At 58.3% G+C, this 16,751-nt stretch carries 15 protein-coding genes; 14 read left to right on the forward strand and 1 reads right to left on the reverse strand.

The window, feature by feature from the left end; genetic code table 11:
• Nucleotides 1-3: 3 nt before the first annotated feature.
• On the reverse strand, nucleotides 4-723 hold the full coding sequence (locus AC13QO_RS14895; protein WP_488541037.1) for a GntR family transcriptional regulator: 720 nt from the start codon (nucleotides 721-723) through the stop codon (nucleotides 4-6).
• Nucleotides 724-846: 123 nt separating this feature from the next.
• Between AC13QO_RS14895 and AC13QO_RS14900 the strand changes: the two genes are divergently transcribed.
• From AC13QO_RS14900 to AC13QO_RS14965, 14 genes are all read left to right on the forward strand, one after another.
• On the forward strand, nucleotides 847-1,905 hold the full coding sequence (locus AC13QO_RS14900) for an amidohydrolase family protein (RefSeq protein ID WP_488541038.1): 1,059 nt from the start codon (nucleotides 847-849) through the stop codon (nucleotides 1,903-1,905).
• Nucleotides 1,905-2,798, forward strand: a complete 894-nt coding sequence (locus tag AC13QO_RS14905; RefSeq protein ID WP_488541039.1) for a VOC family protein — start codon at nucleotides 1,905-1,907, stop codon at nucleotides 2,796-2,798. Before AC13QO_RS14900 ends, AC13QO_RS14905 begins: the two co-directional genes overlap by 1 nt.
• 28 nt (nucleotides 2,799-2,826) lie before the next feature.
• Complete coding sequence (locus AC13QO_RS14910; RefSeq protein ID WP_488541040.1) at nucleotides 2,827-4,404, forward strand: bifunctional 3-(3-hydroxy-phenyl)propionate/3-hydroxycinnamic acid hydroxylase; 1,578 nt, start codon at nucleotides 2,827-2,829, stop codon at nucleotides 4,402-4,404.
• A gap of 53 nt (nucleotides 4,405-4,457) precedes the next feature.
• Complete coding sequence (locus AC13QO_RS14915) at nucleotides 4,458-5,768, forward strand: MFS transporter (RefSeq protein ID WP_488541041.1); 1,311 nt, start codon at nucleotides 4,458-4,460, stop codon at nucleotides 5,766-5,768.
• 44 nt (nucleotides 5,769-5,812) lie between these two features.
• A complete protein-coding gene (locus AC13QO_RS14920; RefSeq protein WP_488541042.1) occupies nucleotides 5,813-6,661 on the forward strand; it encodes a fumarylacetoacetate hydrolase family protein in 849 nt (282 codons plus the stop codon).
• A gap of 171 nt (nucleotides 6,662-6,832) precedes the next feature.
• The gene (locus AC13QO_RS14925; protein WP_488541043.1) at nucleotides 6,833-7,045 is read left to right on the forward strand and encodes a hypothetical protein; all 213 of its coding nucleotides are present in this window, start codon (nucleotides 6,833-6,835) and stop codon (nucleotides 7,043-7,045) included.
• On the forward strand, nucleotides 7,042-8,799 hold the full coding sequence (locus tag AC13QO_RS14930) for a glycoside hydrolase family 3 protein (protein ID WP_488541044.1): 1,758 nt from the start codon (nucleotides 7,042-7,044) through the stop codon (nucleotides 8,797-8,799). The genes AC13QO_RS14925 and AC13QO_RS14930 overlap by 4 nt, the downstream gene beginning before the upstream one ends.
• Before the next feature lie 381 nt (nucleotides 8,800-9,180).
• Nucleotides 9,181-9,891 (forward strand): IclR family transcriptional regulator, encoded by a 711-nt coding sequence (locus AC13QO_RS14935; RefSeq protein ID WP_488541045.1) that lies wholly within the window; start codon nucleotides 9,181-9,183, stop codon nucleotides 9,889-9,891.
• A gap of 240 nt (nucleotides 9,892-10,131) precedes the next feature.
• On the forward strand, nucleotides 10,132-10,752 hold the full coding sequence (locus AC13QO_RS14940) for a VOC family protein (RefSeq protein WP_488541046.1): 621 nt from the start codon (nucleotides 10,132-10,134) through the stop codon (nucleotides 10,750-10,752).
• An 81-nt stretch (nucleotides 10,753-10,833) separates the two neighbouring features.
• Nucleotides 10,834-11,673 carry a sugar phosphate isomerase/epimerase family protein gene (locus tag AC13QO_RS14945; protein ID WP_488541047.1) on the forward strand — a complete coding sequence of 280 codons (840 nt, stop codon included), beginning with the start codon at nucleotides 10,834-10,836 and terminating at the stop codon, nucleotides 11,671-11,673.
• A gap of 243 nt (nucleotides 11,674-11,916) precedes the next feature.
• Nucleotides 11,917-12,807 (forward strand): fumarylacetoacetate hydrolase family protein, encoded by an 891-nt coding sequence (locus tag AC13QO_RS14950; RefSeq protein WP_488541048.1) that lies wholly within the window; start codon nucleotides 11,917-11,919, stop codon nucleotides 12,805-12,807.
• A 414-nt stretch (nucleotides 12,808-13,221) separates the two neighbouring features.
• Nucleotides 13,222-14,739 (forward strand): sugar ABC transporter ATP-binding protein, encoded by a 1,518-nt coding sequence (locus tag AC13QO_RS14955; protein WP_488541049.1) that lies wholly within the window; start codon nucleotides 13,222-13,224, stop codon nucleotides 14,737-14,739.
• On the forward strand, nucleotides 14,732-15,739 hold the full coding sequence (locus AC13QO_RS14960; protein WP_488541110.1) for an ABC transporter permease: 1,008 nt from the start codon (nucleotides 14,732-14,734) through the stop codon (nucleotides 15,737-15,739). Before AC13QO_RS14955 ends, AC13QO_RS14960 begins: the two co-directional genes overlap by 8 nt.
• Nucleotides 15,736-16,710, forward strand: a complete 975-nt coding sequence (locus tag AC13QO_RS14965; protein WP_488541050.1) for an ABC transporter permease — start codon at nucleotides 15,736-15,738, stop codon at nucleotides 16,708-16,710. Before AC13QO_RS14960 ends, AC13QO_RS14965 begins: the two co-directional genes overlap by 4 nt.
• Nucleotides 16,711-16,751: the final 41 nt, after the last annotated feature.

The following is a 16,751-nucleotide window of genomic DNA, read 5'->3' on the forward strand; positions in this document are numbered from 1 at the left end:
CCATCAGTCCGGCAGCGGCGTCTCGGCCGCATCGCTCGTCTGCAGGTCCGCCTCAATGAATTCGGCCGTCTGCTCGTAATGCCGATGCAACAGGCGTACGGCGTTTTCAGAATCGTGATCGAGTACTGCCTTCAGAATATCGGCATGCTCCTGGCTCACTTTGCGGACGCGAAAGGCTTTGCGGATGGACAGGGCTCGATAGCGTTGGAGACGGTCGGCAAGCTGCTCGCAAAAGCCGATCAAAGGGCGCGACCCACAGCCGCCGATCAAGAGCGCGTGGAAGGCGCGGTGCTGACGTTCCCATTCCGGGTTGCTCTCGAACCGGTCCGGATTGAGGGAGCGAGGCGCGCGCTCCAACCGATGATGCGCCACGAGAAGAGCTTCCTCCCATCTCGAGCTCGTATTGGCGATGGACTCGCGCAAGGCCAGGCCCTCTACCCAGCATCGAGTCTTCGTCAGTTCTCCCAGCTCTTCCAAGCTTATCGGCTTTACAAAAAAACCGCGCTGTTCCTTGCCGATCACGAGATCTTCGGTCGTCAGGCGATTCAGCGCCTCACGCAAAGGGGTCTGCCCGGCCTCGTATTGCTCCATCAGGAAGCGCAACTGCAGTTTGCGCCCCGGCTCAAGCCGAGCCGCGAGAATATCGGCCTTTAGCCGCTCGTAGATGCTCGTAGCAAGCGTCGCAGGGCTTTCCGGCCCCCTATTCAGCGCATCGACGTCCATAATTGGCTCACTTGTTCAAATCACGTTTTATATACACGGCGCATCGGAAAATGCAAAATTTATAAATTATGGCTTTACGTATTTAATTTTGTATATTATTCCAGCGCTAACTTGGGAGGCAAGATGGTGGGTGGAGACGGACATGCGCCAAAGCGCGCAATCGGGGGCTGCGGTTGCCGCGGCATCGATATTCACTGCCATGTCGTGCCGGCGCGCTTTCCACTGCCGGCGGCTGGCGCGCAGATTGAAGGCTGGCCGTCGATGGTCGCTTCAGGCGATTGCCATGCAACGGTCGTCATTGACGGGAAGCCCTATCGGACGGTGAGCGATGCGTGCTGGATCGCCGAGCGGCGCATCGAAGAAATGAACCGCACTGGCATTCAGCTTCAGGCGCTTTCGCCCATGCCGGAACTGTTCGGTTACTGGATCGGAAAAGACGCGGCCAACGATCTTTCCCGTTATGTCAACGACTCCATTGCAGCGCTGGTTCAGGAAGGCCAGGGACGTTTTGTAGGGTTGGGGGGGCTTCCGCTTCAGGATATTGATCTCGCTATCACTGAGCTGCACCGCATAATCGGCGAGCTTGGCTTTCGCGGGGTGGAGATCGGTAGCAATATTAACGGCTTGGCGATTGGCGACCCACGTCTCAATCCGTTTTTCGCGGAAGCCGAGAAACTTGGAGCCGCCGTCTTCGTCCATGCAGTCCGGCCTGCCGGCATGGAACGCCTTGTCGGACCGGCTCCGCTACAGCAGGTGCTCGGCTATCCGACCGATGTCGGATTGGCGGTAGCCTCGGTGATCACTGGCGGACTGCTTCAAAAATTCCCGAAGCTGCGGATCGCCTTCAGCCACGGCGGCGGCACTTTCGCCTCGCTGCTGCCGCGCCTGGAGCAGGGTTATTCCGCTTTCCCGGCGCTCAATGAGATCATGACGGAGAGCCCTGCCGCACAGGCGCGACGCCTCTATGTGGACTCGCTGGTCTTCGACGCGGACATGCTGCGCCACCTGGTTTCCGTTTTCGGCGACGAACGCCTGCTGATCGGCACCGACTATCCCTTCAATTTTCGCGAGAAAGAGCCTGTCGCACGCATCGAGGAAGCCTTCGCCGACGCAAAGTTGCGCGAGCGCCTGACATTTGCGAACGCGCGCGCCTTCTTAGGGCTGGACGAGGTTTTGATCTGATGAACGAATTTTCTGTCACCGCTCTGCGTAGCGTGGAACTAGGTACGCCCGATCTTAAGGCGTCAGTAGATTTTTATACCCGTGTCTGGGGCCTGGATGTCGTTGCCGAGGTGGGAGACAAGGTTTTCCTGGCCGCCACCGGCGATGACTTTCATGTGCTGGAGCTCAAGCAAAGTGATCGCTCGGAATTGCGAAAGATCAGTTTTCGCGTCGGCACGCCCGAACAGCTAAGGTCGCTCTTCGGGAAGACGGTTGCTGCAGGCTGCGCGGTCCTGCGCGAAATCGGCCCCGCCGATGCGCCCTCTGGCGGCGAGCGTTTCGTCATCCGCGAGCCTCAAGGCTCGGTGCTGGAATTTGTATACGGGGACCGCCGCAAGCAGGGAGGGGTCGTCGCCAATCGGTCGGGGCGGCTTGCCCATGTCAACATCAACAGCGCTCAGATCGAGGCGCTTTCTGAATTCTATCGCGATGTCCTGGGTTTCCGCCTGACAGACCGATCGAAGCTCATGGCGTTCCTGTGCTGCAACGACGACCACCACGCGGTTGTCCTTGCCGAGGCACCGGTCAATGGCCTGAATCATGTGGCCTTCCTGATGCCCGATCTGGAATCCGTCATGCGGGGCTCTGGCCGTGTCGTCGATCACGGCTATCCGATCGGCTGGGGCGTCGGCCGGCACGGACCTGGCGATAATGTCTTCGCCTATTTTGTCGATCCCCAGGGCGTGGTGATCGAATACACCGCGGAAGTTCTGCAGGTGGACCAGAGGTACCGAGCTCGAGGCCCGGAAGAATGGGTCTGGCCGCCCGGCCGGAGCGACCATTGGGGCATTGCGCCTCCGAAGAGCGACGCCTGCAAGAAGGCGCAGATTTCCATCGGATTTTCAGGCGCCTGACGCGCCCACTAGATGCAGAGGCTTGGCTGTGAAGAACGACAACGATATTTCGAACCATTATGACGTGCTGGTCGTCGGTTTCGGCCCGGTAGGAGCCGTAGCGGCCGGCATGCTCGGTGCGCGCGGCCATTCCACGCTCGTCGTTGATCGGTTGACCGGGATCTATGACAAGCCGCGGGCCATTGCGCTCGACCACGAGATCCTCCGCCACTTCGACAATATGGGAATTGCCGACGAGGTTTTGCCCTATGTTGCACCGTTCACGGCATCCCAGCACTTCGGTGCCCAGGGACAACTCATCCGCCGCATTGACATGGTGCCGGAACCTTATCCGCTCGGATATACCCCGAGTATGGTCTTTACCCAGCCTCCGGTCGAGGCCGTGCTGCGGCGCCATGCAGAGAGCTTCGACTGTGTGACGATAGAGCTCGCTACGGAGATGGTCGAGCTCGATCCGCGGCCGGATGAGATCATCGCAACACTCAGGGATTCTTCCGGCGCAACTCAACGGATCGCCGCAAAATATGTGATCGGCTGCGACGGTGCCTGGAGCCGTGTGCGTGAACTGTCGGGAATGAAGCTCGAGGATCTCGTCTTCGACGAGCCGTGGCTTGTAGTCGATGTGCAGGTACACGAAACCGCGCTGGGCAAGCTGCCGCAGACTTCGGCCCAGTTCTGCAATCCGGCGCGTCCGACCAGCTACATCATGGGGCCTAAGAATCACCGCCGCTGGGAAATCATGCTTCTGCCGGGCGAGGACCCACGCGAGATGGAAAAGCCCGACAATGTCTGGCGGCTGCTGTCGCCCTGGCTGACGCCGGAAGACGGCGAGCTGTGGCGGGCCGCCGCCTACCGCTTTCATGCGCTCGTTGCCGACGAATGGCGGCGGGGGAGGGTCATGATTGCCGGCGATGCCGCGCATCAGCAGCCGCCCTTTATCGGGCAGGGCATGTGCCAAGGCCTGCGCGATGTTTCCAATCTCGTCTGGCGGCTCGACCGCATCCTGAAGGGGCAGTCTTCCGAAGCGCTGCTGAATACCTACACGGTGGAACGCAAGCGGCATGTGCAGACGCTGACCGGCAAGATCAAGGCGATTGGCCAGACGATCTGCGAACGCGATCCGGAGGCTGCCGCGGCGCGTGATGCCCGCATCCTTGCGGAGGGCGGCGGCAAACCGCCCCTCTTGACCCGTCAGGAAATCGTACCGCCGATCGAGGAAGGTCTGATCGCAGCGGAAGGCACACCGGCACGAGGATTGCTTTTCCCGCAGCCCGCAATCGTCGAAGACGCTTCTGCGCGCCTGATGGACGCTTTCACCGGGCCGGAATGGCGGCTGGTTCTCGACGGTCGCCGGATCGGTGTCGCGGAAGGAGAAGCGCTGACCGAAGCGATCCACGGGATCGTGGTGAAGGCCGTTGTGCCTCAAGGCGATGATGCAGCCGATCCGTTGGCGCTTCGCGAAAAAGACGGCGTGCTTTCGGCCTGGTTCGACCGCCACGGCGCGGTCGCCGCGCTGGTACGTCCTGACCACTATGTTTTTGGCGCCGCCGGGAACGTCGAGGCGCTTCGCCAGCAGATCGCCGATCTGCGTACTCGTCTCGCCTGACAGATGCGCGCTGTCAGGAATTGCAGTTTTTTGTGGGGTTCTGGGAGGAACATATGACCAAGTCAACCGTCGATACCGCCAGCAATTGGCAACCTTTTGCCGTCCTTATCCTTCTCTTTCTGTTCCAGACGCTGAATTTCTTCGACAAGCTCGTCTTCGGCCTTTCCGCCGTGTCGATCATGAAAGACCTCGGTATTTCGCCGCAGCAGTTCGGCTTGATCGGCAGCAGCTTCTTTCTCTTGTTCTCCATTTCCGGAGTCCTCGTCGGTCTTTTCGTGATCGGCCGCGTCCCGGTCAAATGGATCCTCGTCATTCTCGCGGCAATCTGGTCGATCGCGCAAATCCCGATCTACTTTACCAGTTCGGTAACGGTTCTCGTCGCCTGCCGCATTCTGCTCGGCCTTGGCGAGGGACCGGGACTGCCGACGGCGTTGCATGCCTGCCATAACTGGTTCAGCCCGCAGAAGCGCAGCGTGCCGAGCGCCGTCGTCCTGCAGGGCATCAGCGTCGGCCTGCTCGCCGGCGGACCGATCCTGACCTACGTGATCGTCAACTATGGCTGGCGTTCGGGCTTTCTTTTCTGCGGGCTGATCGGCGTCGCCTGGATCGTCGCCTGGCTGCTCATCGGCGGCGAGGGACCGCATGCGGTCGCGGAGAACGAAAAGGCGCGCGCCGTGGGAGGAGAGGCTCCGATTCCGGCGCGCAAGCTCTGGCTCGATCCGACCGTGATCGGCGTCATCATCATGTCGACTATGTCCTACTGGATCGTCGGCATGTCGGCCACGTGGTTGCCGCCTTTCCTGCAGCAAGGTCTCGGCTATTCTCAGACTGAGACCGGCTCGATTATTTCGGCTGTCTACATCTTCCAGTCGCCGCTGCTGCTCGTCGGCTCGTGGATCGCCCAGCGGATGCTTCAAAAGGGCGTCAGCAAACGTTCCGCTCTTGGCAGCGCTTCGGGCTATACGCTTCTCGTTGCAGGCCTCGCCTTGATCGCCTCGGTTCATGTTAGCGGTCCGCTGCAATTGGCACTGATCGCAATCGCATTCGCCGCTCCCAGCCTGACGACGATCTATGGCCCGATCACGCTCGGAAGCGTCGCGCCCGCTGTCCAGCGCGGCAGGCTGATCGTCGTGATCTATTCGGCGAACGCTATTTCGGCGCTGGCATCCAACGCCGTCACCGGAATGATCGTCCAGGCGGCCGGGCCTGAGCATGTCGCGGCCGGCTATGCAAACGCCATGCTGTTCACGGCGGCAATCCTCATCATCGGCGCAATTTCCGCCTTCGCACTGATCTTTCCGGATCGCACCATCGAGCGCTTCGGCAAGATGACGCGCTTCACCGATCAAATGCAGCGGGTGTGAAAGCATCCGCCACGCAAGTCTGACCCTCTACAGGAGCAAGAACTATGAGACTGTCCACCGTCAAGATCGCCGGCCATACGACCTGGGGCGTCGTTGAGGACGATCGCTTCCTCGATGTCGGCGCGGCTCTTGCGTCGCGTTATGCCGATCTCAAATCGGCGGTCGCCGCTGGTTTCGACGGCGTTGCCGCTGCAGCCGCTTCCGCCACTGCCACGCCGCTCAGCAAAATCGAATGGCTACCCGTTATCCCCAATCCCGACAAGATCCTCTGCGTCGGCCTGAACTATGAAATGCATCGTCAGGAGACCGGTCGTGCGGAGGTGGAAAATCCCACCATCTTCGCTCGTTATGCCAATAGCCAGACAGGCCATCTCGCTCCGATCGTGCGCCCCAAGGTCTCGACGGAACTCGATTTCGAAGGTGAGCTTGCGGTCATCATCGGCAGGCCCGGCCGCTACATTACGCGCGATGAAGCCATGGGCTACGTTGCCGGCTATGCCTGCTACAATGACGGCAGCGTGCGTGATTTCCAGCGTCATACGCATCAGTTCACGCCGGGCAAGAATTTCCCCGACACCGGCGCCTTCGGGCCATGGATGATGACGCCGGACGAGCTTGGTCCGCTGCCCGATCTGCGCATTCAGACTCGTTTGAATGGGACGGTGGTACAGGACGCGACGTTCGGCCACATGATCTTCGATATCGCTCGGCAGATCGAATATTGCTCCAGCTTCACGCGGTTGGAGCCGGGCGACGTCATTGTCAGCGGCACACCAGGCGGGGTCGGCGCAAAGCGGCAGCCGCCGCTTTGGATGAAGCCCGGAGACGTGGTGGAGGTTGAAGTCGAAAAGCTTGGCATTCTGCGCAATCCGATAGCCGATGAGATTCGTTAGTAAGCTTACCTCTTATATGGTTGCAGCTGCGGTGTGATCGGTGAGCCGATAGATCCCGCCAAGATTTTCTTTCTGGCGGGTCTCCTTTTGAATGTGCCGAGCAATGGGATGGCGCAGTTTTGCGCCTCTTCAACTGACTGGATCGATCAAGATGCTTTCGGGAGGGATGCCATGCAACAATTCATTGTCATATCCGTGTTCGGATCGCTACTCGCTTCGGCAGCTCTGTCGCAGGAGCGGCCGGCGCTTTCGTCTCGCACGGCCAAGACGCTGACCGTGGACGGGCTGCCCTTCAAGGATCTCGATCGCAACGGCAAGCTCGATCCTTACGAGGATGGCGACTGTCGGCCACAGAGCGCGCCGGCGATCTCGTCGAACGCATGACGATCGAGGAGAAGGTCGGCCTGATGATGCACGGCACCGCGCCTTCCGTCGGTCCTGGCGCTGGTATGGGCGTCGGCGCCCAATATGATCTCGACCGCGCCATGGAGATGATCGACAAGCGCAAGGTAGTCACCTTTATCACTCGCCTAGCCGGCGATCCCGCTGTTCTGGCCGGAGAGAACAACAAGCTGCAGGAGATTGTGGAATCCGGCCGCCTCGGCATTCCGGCGACGATCAGTACCGATCCTCGCAATCACTTCCAGTTTGTGCTCGGTGCCAGCGTTTCTGCTGGCGGCTTTTCGAAGTGGTCCGAAACCCTCGGTCTTGCGGCCATCGGCGATGCGGCGCTTGTGCGGCGGTTCGGCGACATCGCCCGCCAGGAATATCGCGCCGTCGGTATCCAGGAGGCGCTCTCTCCCCAGATCGACCTCGCAAGCGAACCCCGCTGGCCGCGCATCAACGGCACCTTCGGCGAGGATGCGCAACTCGCCAAAACCATGGCGGAAGCCTATGTCGCCGGTTTTCAGAACGGAGAGACCGGCATCAACCGGGATAGCGTCATCGCCGTCGCCAAGCACTGGGTCGGTTATGGCGCAGCGAAGGACGGTTACGACAGCCACAACGCCTATGGCCGCCGTTCCGTTTTTCCCGGCAATAATTTCACCGAACATCTGGTCCCCTTCGAAGGAGCGTTCAAGGCAAAGATCGCAGGCGTGATGCCCACCTATTCGATCCTTGAGGGCGTGAGCCTCGACGGCAAGCCGCTGGAAGCGGTCGGAGCCGGATACAGCAAGCAGCTTCTGACCGACCTCCTGCGCGCAAAATACGGTTTCGACGGCGTTATCCTCAGTGATTGGCTCATCAGCAACGATTGCAAGGGCGCCTGCCTGGAAGGTGAGAAGCCGGGGGTAAAGCCAACTCTGAACGAGGAAACCTTCGGCATGCCCTGGGGTGTGGAGGACATGAGCCGTGTTGACCGGTTCGCAAAGGCCGTCAATGCCGGCGTCGATCAGTTCGGCGGCGTGACGTCCTCGGACCTTCTCGTCGAAGCGGTTAAGGATAAGGAGATCAGCGAAGAGCGCATCGATCAATCCGCGACCCGGATCCTGATACAGAAATTCGAGCAGGGCCTGTTCGAGAACCCCTATGTCGATCCGGAGACGGCACGCTCGATCGTCGGCAATCCGGCATTCGCAGCGGAAGCGACTGCCGCGCAGGCCAAGGCAATGGTGTTGCTCGACAACAAAGCCAAGCTTCTGCCGGTCCAGAGCGGCAAGAAAGTGTTCCTTTATGGGGTCGATCCGAAAATGGCAGCCGCCCGCGGCTTCACGACTGTTGCTACGGCCCATGAGGCCGATTTTGCGCTGGTGCGGCTGAACGCACCCTATCAACAGCCGCATATGAATTATTTCTTCGGCTCCCGTCACCAGGAAGGCGATCTCGATTTCAAGGACGGCAACGCTGATTTCGAGGCCTTTAAAAGCGCCGCCGAGGAGGTTCCGACCATCGTCGCGGTCTATCTAGCACGGCCGGCTATCCTCACCGGCCTTCGCGGTCGGGCCGGCACTGTCCTAGCCAATTTCGGGGCCAGCGACGAAGCGCTGTTCGATGTGATCGAGGGCAAGCAGAAAGCGCAAGGCAAGCTACCCTTCGAACTTCCTTCTTCCATGGCTGAGGTATTGGTGCAGAAATCTGATGTGCCGCATGACACAACGCATCCCCTCTATCCGATTGGTTACCACATCCAATACTGATTTATCGGTCGCCGTTGCGACTCTTCCATCAATCGCCTTGATACTTTCCCGCTGTTTCCGCTTTCAACGTCGGACATTGACCTCTCGCACTAGCTGCGCAAAAATGTTCGTAAAGCGGACGCCGTTGTCCTTCTTTCGTGCGAAATTGACTGGCTGGAAAAGAAACCGTGTTGCTAACCTCGTGGAATCTCTGTAACCAGATCGGTGATTGCGTAGGGTGAAACAGGCAATGGCAGCCGCCTCGGTCCGACGTCAACCTGACGGATGCAAGATGAGGATTTTATCTTTACTCTCTCGTGAGGGGATGAAACCGCTCGGCATTCCTTGGGCAATCTAAGCGAGAAAGTCGCAATAGAGATCCTTATTAGGGCGGAGTGTGGTTTGAGCGAAATCTCATTGACCGGAGACCAAATGCTGGTCGTGCTTGAAACGGTTGCTCAAGAGGGCCCCGTTTCCGCGGCAAGCGTTGCCAAAATGTGTGATATCAATCGGACCGTCGCGCATCGCTTGCTGACGACCCTCGCCAAGCGCTCTTTCCTACGCAAAACGGAAGACGGTTACGTTCTCGGACCTGCAATGGCGCGGCTCGGCCGACTCGCCGAAACGAACCTGCGCGATGTTGCACAACCATTCATGGCAAAGCTCGCTAATATGACCGGCGAAACCGTAGTCTTGCACGGCATCGACCGACTCGATGCGGTGGTGCTCGATCAAGCGTTAGGGGGACGTCACCTTGTTCGTGTTGAGCATACTCCAGGGTCACGCCACTCTCTGTGTCGCGGCGCAAGTGGATGGGCTATCTTGGCCTTCCAATCGGAGAAGCTCATCCAGCGCGTGCTGAAATCCGGACAATGCGGTGAGAATGCGTATGTTCGGCTCGAACAGGTGCGCACGGACGGCTACGCAGTTTCCCACGATGAGTTGCAGATGGGCGTCTATGGCGTCGCAGCGCCACTCTTTAGCCGCGACGGGTCCTGCGAAACCAGTATCGGTCTTCTGGTACCAACGGCGCGGGGACAGCAGATCGAGACGCATCGCGCCGCATTACTGGAAGCGGCAGCCGGGATTTCGCAGAAGCTGGCGTCGGAATAAAATACGCTCAATCGTTCGGACCAGCGAATTGGGCCGGCCCGGCCACGAACGCTAGCTCGGAACTCGCATAGTCCAGCCAATCGCTGGCCGCAACTGCTCACGCTCCATCACTGGAAAAACCCCGATAGTCACCCGCCCGATGTGTCCGCGGGAGCGATCGCTTATGCCTACAAATCCGATTGCAACAAAATGAAAGTTCAGATATAGAACCTATGTGTTCTAAAATCGGAGTTTCTATCAATGACAAAACCGCGTGTTGCCCGCCTCGGTCACGTTGGGCTGACCGTAAGAGACATCGATCGGACCGTCGCATTCTACTCAAAGTACCTGGGGATGCGGCTGACCGAGAAGTTCGAGTACGACAACAAGATTGGTCATGGGGTGGCCGTTGTGGCAGGCGCTTTCATTCGGTGCGACGTAACGCACCACGAGCTCTCGATCTTCCGCATGCGCGACGACATCCTCGGACCAGAGGCCCCTGATGCGCCGAAATATGGTTTCGGCCTGCATCACGTTGCGTTCGAATTGGCCAGCCCGGAAGAGCTCAAGGGCCTTTACACCGCAATGCGCGACGACGGCGTCGAAATCGTCAACTGCCGCAAAGGCGGGCCGGGCAATCAGCCGCGCTTCTACGCTCGCGATCCGGACGGCAATCTCTTAGAATTCTATTGGGGCATCGACCAGATCGGCTGGGACGGAAATCCCCGCGTCTATGACCCTATTGAAGAAATCGACCTTCTACAGTTCGACTTCGATGCTTATCTCGCCCAGCGCGAAAGAGACGCCGAAGCCGCCCGCACCACACTCACGTCCGGTGCGCGGACATCACCTCCGTCGGGTGGCGGCGATGGGCTCATCTGAGCTGACACAGTTCGACGCTTAGGGATTTCGCATCCACGGCCAGGTCGTGGATGCGAATCTGGTTGTCATGGGAGTACCACGATGAAAGCACAGTTTTCCCTCGCACACCTTACGGTGCTCGATCTGTCGCCGCCTGAAGTTGCGCGAGTTGCAGCCGAGGCAGGGTTCGATGCGTTCGGTCTTCGCATAAATCCAGTTCGTCCTAACGAGCAACCAGCCCCTGTCTACGGAGATACGCCGATGCGCCGGGAACTGCTGGCGATCATGGCGGATACCGGGGTGCGCATGCTGGATGTGGAGGCTTTTCGTCTCGAGGAGACAAGTGACTTCACCACGATGAGCCGATCGCTAGAGGCCGCAGCTCGTTTGGGTTCCCGGAATGCTCTCGTGTTTATCAAGGAGCCAGACGTCTCGCGTGCGACGGATTTGTATGTTCGTTTCTGTCAGTTGGCCGCCGCACACGCCATCGATGCTTCTCTGGAACTGATGACCTGGATGGGGATCAATACGCTAGACGCGGTCCTGGAAGTTGTGCGACGCGCGGAGCAGCCAAATGCTCGCCTCCTGTTCGACCCTTTGCACGTTTTCCGTACCAATACGTCCCTCGAGGCAATCTCCAAAGTTGATCCGGCTCTGATCAACTACGCGCAGATCTGTGATGCGACGCTGAAACCCCCTGCGACGACCGAAGAGACTATCAATGAAGCCCTCTACCATCGATTGTTCCCAGGTGAAGGTGAACTGCCGCTGATCGACTACGTGAACGCGCTTCCACGCGGCATTATCATCGCTCCAGAAGTAGCCACCGCGTCGATCGCGGAGACGGTGAGTGCTTCAGAACGTGCCAAGCGTGCGCTCATCTCAACGAGAGAAACGGTCGAGAGAGCTAATGATGTAAGGCAAAAGCTCGTTTCGAGGTGAGCAAGTGACGCACTGGTTTCGTGACCGATCTAACGTCCACGAAACCAGATCAATGCCAACTGGAAGCTTAGATCTCTCGCTTGTGTTCACCTGGCCAGGATCGATCTAAGGCCTCCGCTATCCTCTCGCGCGCATCGCGGCCGTTGGATTGGCGACTACTAAGCCGAGCGAAAATTGAACCCATTGTGGGGTTCTTTGCAATCGAACTTATGATTCCGAATATCGAACATGAAGGATTAGCCGATGAAGATTTCCAGCTACAAGGTCCGTGGTACGGCGAGCTACGGGGTTGCCCTTGACGGCATGCTGATAGACATCCCCGCATTGTTCGCGGCTCAAGGGCAGGACGGAGCCCCCAGCGACGTGCTGGCCCTCATTGAGGGCGGCGACACTGCTCTTTCAATGGTCAAGACGGCTCTCGAAAGGGCTGGAGGCGCATATGGGCCAGCAGCGCTCGATCCAAAGTCGGTGGAAGTACTGCCCCCGATCTACAACCCGCCAAAATTCTTCTGCATCGGGCGGAACTATGCAGAACATGCGAAGGAAGCGGGCTTCGACATGAGCCCGATCCCAATCATGTTCCACCGCTTCGCAAGCACGCTGATCGGCGATAACGCGAATATTCTCTACCCGAAGGTTTCACATGAGCTTGACTGGGAAGGTGAACTGGCGGTCGTAATCGGACGCTCGCATAAAGGTCAGATTTCGATCGAGCAGGCGATGGACTATGTCTTCGGCTACACGGCATTCAATGACGTGACCGTCCGCAATTATCAGTTCCGCACGACGCAATACATCGCCGGGAAAAACTTCCGGACTTCCGGGCCGCTCGGGCCCGTTATCGTGACGAAGGACGAGCTGACGAACCCCCACGGCGTGCAGATCGTGACGCGTGTAAACGACACCGTGATGCAGGATGCCAACACGTCAACAATGCATTTTGATATCCCCTTCATCATCAACCATCTTTCGGAGTTCATCGATCTCCAGGCGGGGGACGTCATTGCCATGGGAACGCCAGCGGGCGTTGGCTTCAAACGCAAGCCGCCGGTCTGGCTTAAGGTTGGTGATGTGGTCACTGTCGAGCTTGAAGGGATTGGAACCCTGACAAACAAGGTTGTTGAGGACGTTTAACCCACGATCGCGCACGACATTACTTTAGACGACGCCAAGCCGCCGATCATTGACTGACCGGTGGCTTTTTCGTTGGCATTCTTCAGCCGACACGATTGTATGATCATCAGGGCCCGACGCATCCAGGTTAGCAGCACAAGTCCCCTCGACGAACTGCGGCGCTCGTAAGGTGCCAATTCAGGCCTTGGCACTAAGTTATTGTTAAATCGATTAAAGCCCTGCGAAGAGTGTGTGGCTCGTCAATTTTCTTTGAACGACAACAAAGGCTTGTCCGAGCGAGGGTGGAAGCTTCGTCGACTCGCAAATTTAAAGGTTGACGATGGGCGTAAAGCACATATTATGACCGATATAAGGTCTTTATGGTTCGAAAATCGAACAAAATAAAAAAGGACCAGGGGTTCAAGGAGCATAGCGATGCAGTCATCGGACGCCATCGTGATGAGAGGAATCGGCAAAGAGTTCGCCGGTACATTTGCCTGCCGCGGCGTAACGCTCGAGATTCGCCCAGGCGAAGTCGTTGCGCTTTGCGGCGAGAACGGTGCCGGGAAAAGCACGACCGTTAAATGCCTTTACGGTCTTTATTCTGCCGACGAGGGCTCGATCGAGATCAACGGTCAAGTCGTGAAACTTGCCTCACCTCGCGACGGTGAGGCCGTCGGAATCGTAATGATTCCCCAGGAGCTGGACCTATTTCCCGAACTCTCGATCGTTGAAAACATCTTCATGGGCACCGAGCGCCCGCGCCTGTACTGGGGCGGGTTTGACTGGACCGCCATGAAGAGAAAGGCTCGCGACTTGCTACGCAGGCTGGGGGCATCATTCGATGTCATGTTGCCGGTGAAGGCACTATCGGCTGCGAACGCGAAACTTGTCGAAATCGCTCGTGCTTTGAATCGAAATGCGCGGCTGATCATCATGGACGAGCCGACTGCTGCGCTAACGGAGAGGGAAGCGAACAACCTCTTTGATGTCGTGCGAAGCCTGAAAGCGGACGGCGTTTCGATCATCTATATCTCCCATCGCCTCGATGAGATCTTCGAGATCAGCGATACCATCGCGGTCCTTCGCGACGGCAACATGATCACGGTGGGCGATAAAGCTCAGTTTACCATCGACTCTCTCATTCGAGCCATGGTTGGGCGACCACTTGATCAATTCTATACGCGTCAACAACATGTTCTCGGCGATGAAGTGCTCCGTGTAGAGGATGTTTCCTGCGGCCGACGCGTACGCAATGTCTCGTTCTCTCTCCGTCGGGGTGAGGTTCTAGGCATCTCGGGGCTTATTGGCGCCGGGCGAAGTGAGGTCGCCCAAACGATATTCGGGATGACCCCGGCGGAATCTGGCAAAATTTATGTTCAGGGTCGAGCGGTCGAGCTTCGTTCTCCAAAGGATGCGATTAATCACAGAATCGCCTATTTGCCTGAGGAGCGTCGATCGCAAGGACTGATTTTATCCTCTCCAATCTCTGAGAACATCACGTTCAGCGTTTTGAAGCGCTTCGCTTCGTCGGGACTGGTCTCCAAGAAACATGAGGTCCGGTTCGCTGCGGAATCGGCGCAGCGTTTTCACGTCGTGGGCGCTTCGCTTCGGGCGCCGGTTCAGGTTCTTTCCGGCGGAAACCAGCAGAAGGTTTTGATTGCAAAAACGCTGGCCTCAGACCCCGACATCATTATCCTCGACGAGCCGACCAGGGGTGTTGACGTGGGCGCAAAATCCGAAATCTACGGGATCATTGACGAGCTCGCGTCTCGGGGAAAGGCAGTCATCGTCATTTCCTCCGAACTCAACGAGGTGATGGCGATCTCCGATCGGGTCCTCGTAATGCACGAGGGACGCATCACCGGAGAATTCTCAAAAGAGCAGTTCAGCGCAGAGGCTATAGGAGCCGCCGCTGCCGGTCAGGAGCACTACAGTGGTAGCCATGCGTGATAAGTCTCTGCGGTCCAACTGGCGCCCTGATGTTGAAGCCGGTTCCTGGCTACGGTCTTGGCGCGTAATTTCGCATAGGCCCGAAGCGCCATCGGCGGCCTTCCTGGCAGTCATGCTTCTTGTGTGCTCACTCACGACCAATGGATTTCTGGCAACGGGAAACCTGATTGCGATCGTCGAGCAGGTCGCTATCGTCGCCATAATCGGTCTTGCCCTTAATCAGGTAATCATCGCCGGTGAGATAGACGTATCCGTCGGTTCGCTGATTGCGACCTGCGCCTTTGTCTACGCAAATCTGGCCGTCGCATTCGGAGGCTGGATCCTGCCACTTGGCGGTGCACTCGCTCTTGGCGTTGGTGTGGGCACGCTGAACGGCCTGGTCTCAACCTATTGCAGGGTGCCGTCGATCATCACAACGATCGGCATGCAGTTTATTCTACGCGGGCTTCTTCTCGTGTTTGCTGGGGCGGATGTGCTTCAACTGGGCGATGCATCTCGCATCTTCGGACAGGGAACCCTGCTTTGGCTTCCTGCTCCGATCACCATGATGATTATCGTTGCCCTCGTTTTCAATGCCGTCAGCAAGTACACGGCCTTCGGGCGTAACGTATATGCCGTCGGCGGAAACACCCGCGCTGCTGAGGTGATCGGCCTGCCCGTGAATCGCGTTCGCATCCTGACATTTTGCCTCGCGGGAATGTGCACGGGCTTGGCCGCTGCGGTGATGGCGGGTCAACTGGGGCAACTACAAGCCACAGCCGCAACCGGACTGGAGCTTAGAGTTATCGCTGCGGTCGTATTGGGGGGAACCAGCATTGTTGGCGGCCGTGGTTCCACTTTCGGCCCTATCATCGGCTCGATACTTGTCGGCGTCATTCTCAACTTCATGACTTTGAACCGAGTGCCCGCGACTTTCGAGCTCCTGGTCCTGGGCGGCCTCATTCTCGCCGCCGTCACATTCGACGGCATCCGCCAGCGTATGTCGAAGGTGCAGTCATGATCAGCGTCAGCAAGACAAATCCAGCCGCCGGACCAGGTTTCGACTTCCTGAACAAGACGGTGATCCTCTTTGTGATCTTTGTGGTTCAGCTATTCGTCACGAGCGCCATCATCCCGGGCTATTTCAGCGTATACGGCCTTCTCGACGTAACACGGCAATTTGGTGAAGTCGGCATCATTGCCTTGGGCATGACGATGATCATCATCACAGGCGGCATCGACCTCTCGGTTGGGGCGTTGCTTGCCTTGGTATCGGTCACGATAGGGTTCTCTTTCCAAGCAGGGCTACCGCTGGAAGCCGCAATTATTCTCGGCCTGATCGTTGGCACCCTTGGCGGATTCTTCAACGGTCTGCTGATCACGACCTTGCGACTTCATCCACTTGTGGTGACGCTTGGGACGTTCGCGCTGTACAGAGGGATAGCGTATGCCGTTTCCGAAGCGAACGCCGTGTCTCGCTTTCCCGCGTGGTTCGGGATCTTCGGTCAAAGCTGGATTGCCAACGCCATCCCGGTTCAGCTGATCTTCTTTGCCGTGCTGGCCATCACCGCCGGCATAGTCCTATCGAGTACCGTCTTCGGAAGATACGTTTATGCGATCGGCAACAACGAGCTGACCGCAAAATTCTCCGGGGTGAATACCGACCGGATCAAGCTCGCCGTCTATACACTCACCGGTTTTCTCGTCGGCGTAGCAGGCCTTATCATGACGTCACGCACGTCCACTGCGCGCGGCAACGCGGGGTATGGCCTGGAACTCACCGTCATTGCAATGGTCGTGCTTGGCGGGACCCGCATCGTGGGCGGATCTGGGACGATCGCGGGAACCATCATGGGTGTTCTTATCCTGACCTATCTGCAGGATGGTCTGGCGTTCGCGGGCATTCGCAACGACGCCGGTCTCGTGGCCGTTGGTTGCTGTTTGATCGTCGGAGTATTTCTGAACGAGTTTTTCCGGAAAGGCCGGAGCTAATCTAGGGGTTTCTGAGTCACCCCTTGGACTGAACAGGCGCA

Source organism: Rhizobium sp. CNPSo 3670 (assembly GCF_057784555.1).

What these genes read in the sequence shown, in the direction of transcription:
- AC13QO_RS14895 (WP_488541037.1), bottom strand. Translation starts at nt 723, where the DNA reads ATGGACGTCGATGCGCTGAATAGGGGGCCGGAAAGCCCTGCGACGCTT.
- AC13QO_RS14900 (WP_488541038.1), top strand. Translation starts at nt 847, where the DNA reads ATGGTGGGTGGAGACGGACATGCGCCAAAGCGCGCAATCGGGGGCTGC.
- AC13QO_RS14905 (WP_488541039.1), top strand. Translation starts at nt 1,905, where the DNA reads ATGAACGAATTTTCTGTCACCGCTCTGCGTAGCGTGGAACTAGGTACG.
- AC13QO_RS14915 (WP_488541041.1), top strand. Translation starts at nt 4,458, where the DNA reads ATGACCAAGTCAACCGTCGATACCGCCAGCAATTGGCAACCTTTTGCC.
- AC13QO_RS14920 (WP_488541042.1), top strand. Translation starts at nt 5,813, where the DNA reads ATGAGACTGTCCACCGTCAAGATCGCCGGCCATACGACCTGGGGCGTC.
- AC13QO_RS14925 (WP_488541043.1), top strand. Translation starts at nt 6,833, where the DNA reads ATGCAACAATTCATTGTCATATCCGTGTTCGGATCGCTACTCGCTTCG.
- AC13QO_RS14930 (WP_488541044.1), top strand. Translation starts at nt 7,042, where the DNA reads ATGACGATCGAGGAGAAGGTCGGCCTGATGATGCACGGCACCGCGCCT.
- AC13QO_RS14940 (WP_488541046.1), top strand. Translation starts at nt 10,132, where the DNA reads ATGACAAAACCGCGTGTTGCCCGCCTCGGTCACGTTGGGCTGACCGTA.
- AC13QO_RS14945 (WP_488541047.1), top strand. Translation starts at nt 10,834, where the DNA reads ATGAAAGCACAGTTTTCCCTCGCACACCTTACGGTGCTCGATCTGTCG.
- AC13QO_RS14950 (WP_488541048.1), top strand. Translation starts at nt 11,917, where the DNA reads ATGAAGATTTCCAGCTACAAGGTCCGTGGTACGGCGAGCTACGGGGTT.
- AC13QO_RS14955 (WP_488541049.1), top strand. Translation starts at nt 13,222, where the DNA reads ATGCAGTCATCGGACGCCATCGTGATGAGAGGAATCGGCAAAGAGTTC.
- AC13QO_RS14960 (WP_488541110.1), top strand. Translation starts at nt 14,732, where the DNA reads ATGCGTGATAAGTCTCTGCGGTCCAACTGGCGCCCTGATGTTGAAGCC.
- AC13QO_RS14965 (WP_488541050.1), top strand. Translation starts at nt 15,736, where the DNA reads ATGATCAGCGTCAGCAAGACAAATCCAGCCGCCGGACCAGGTTTCGAC.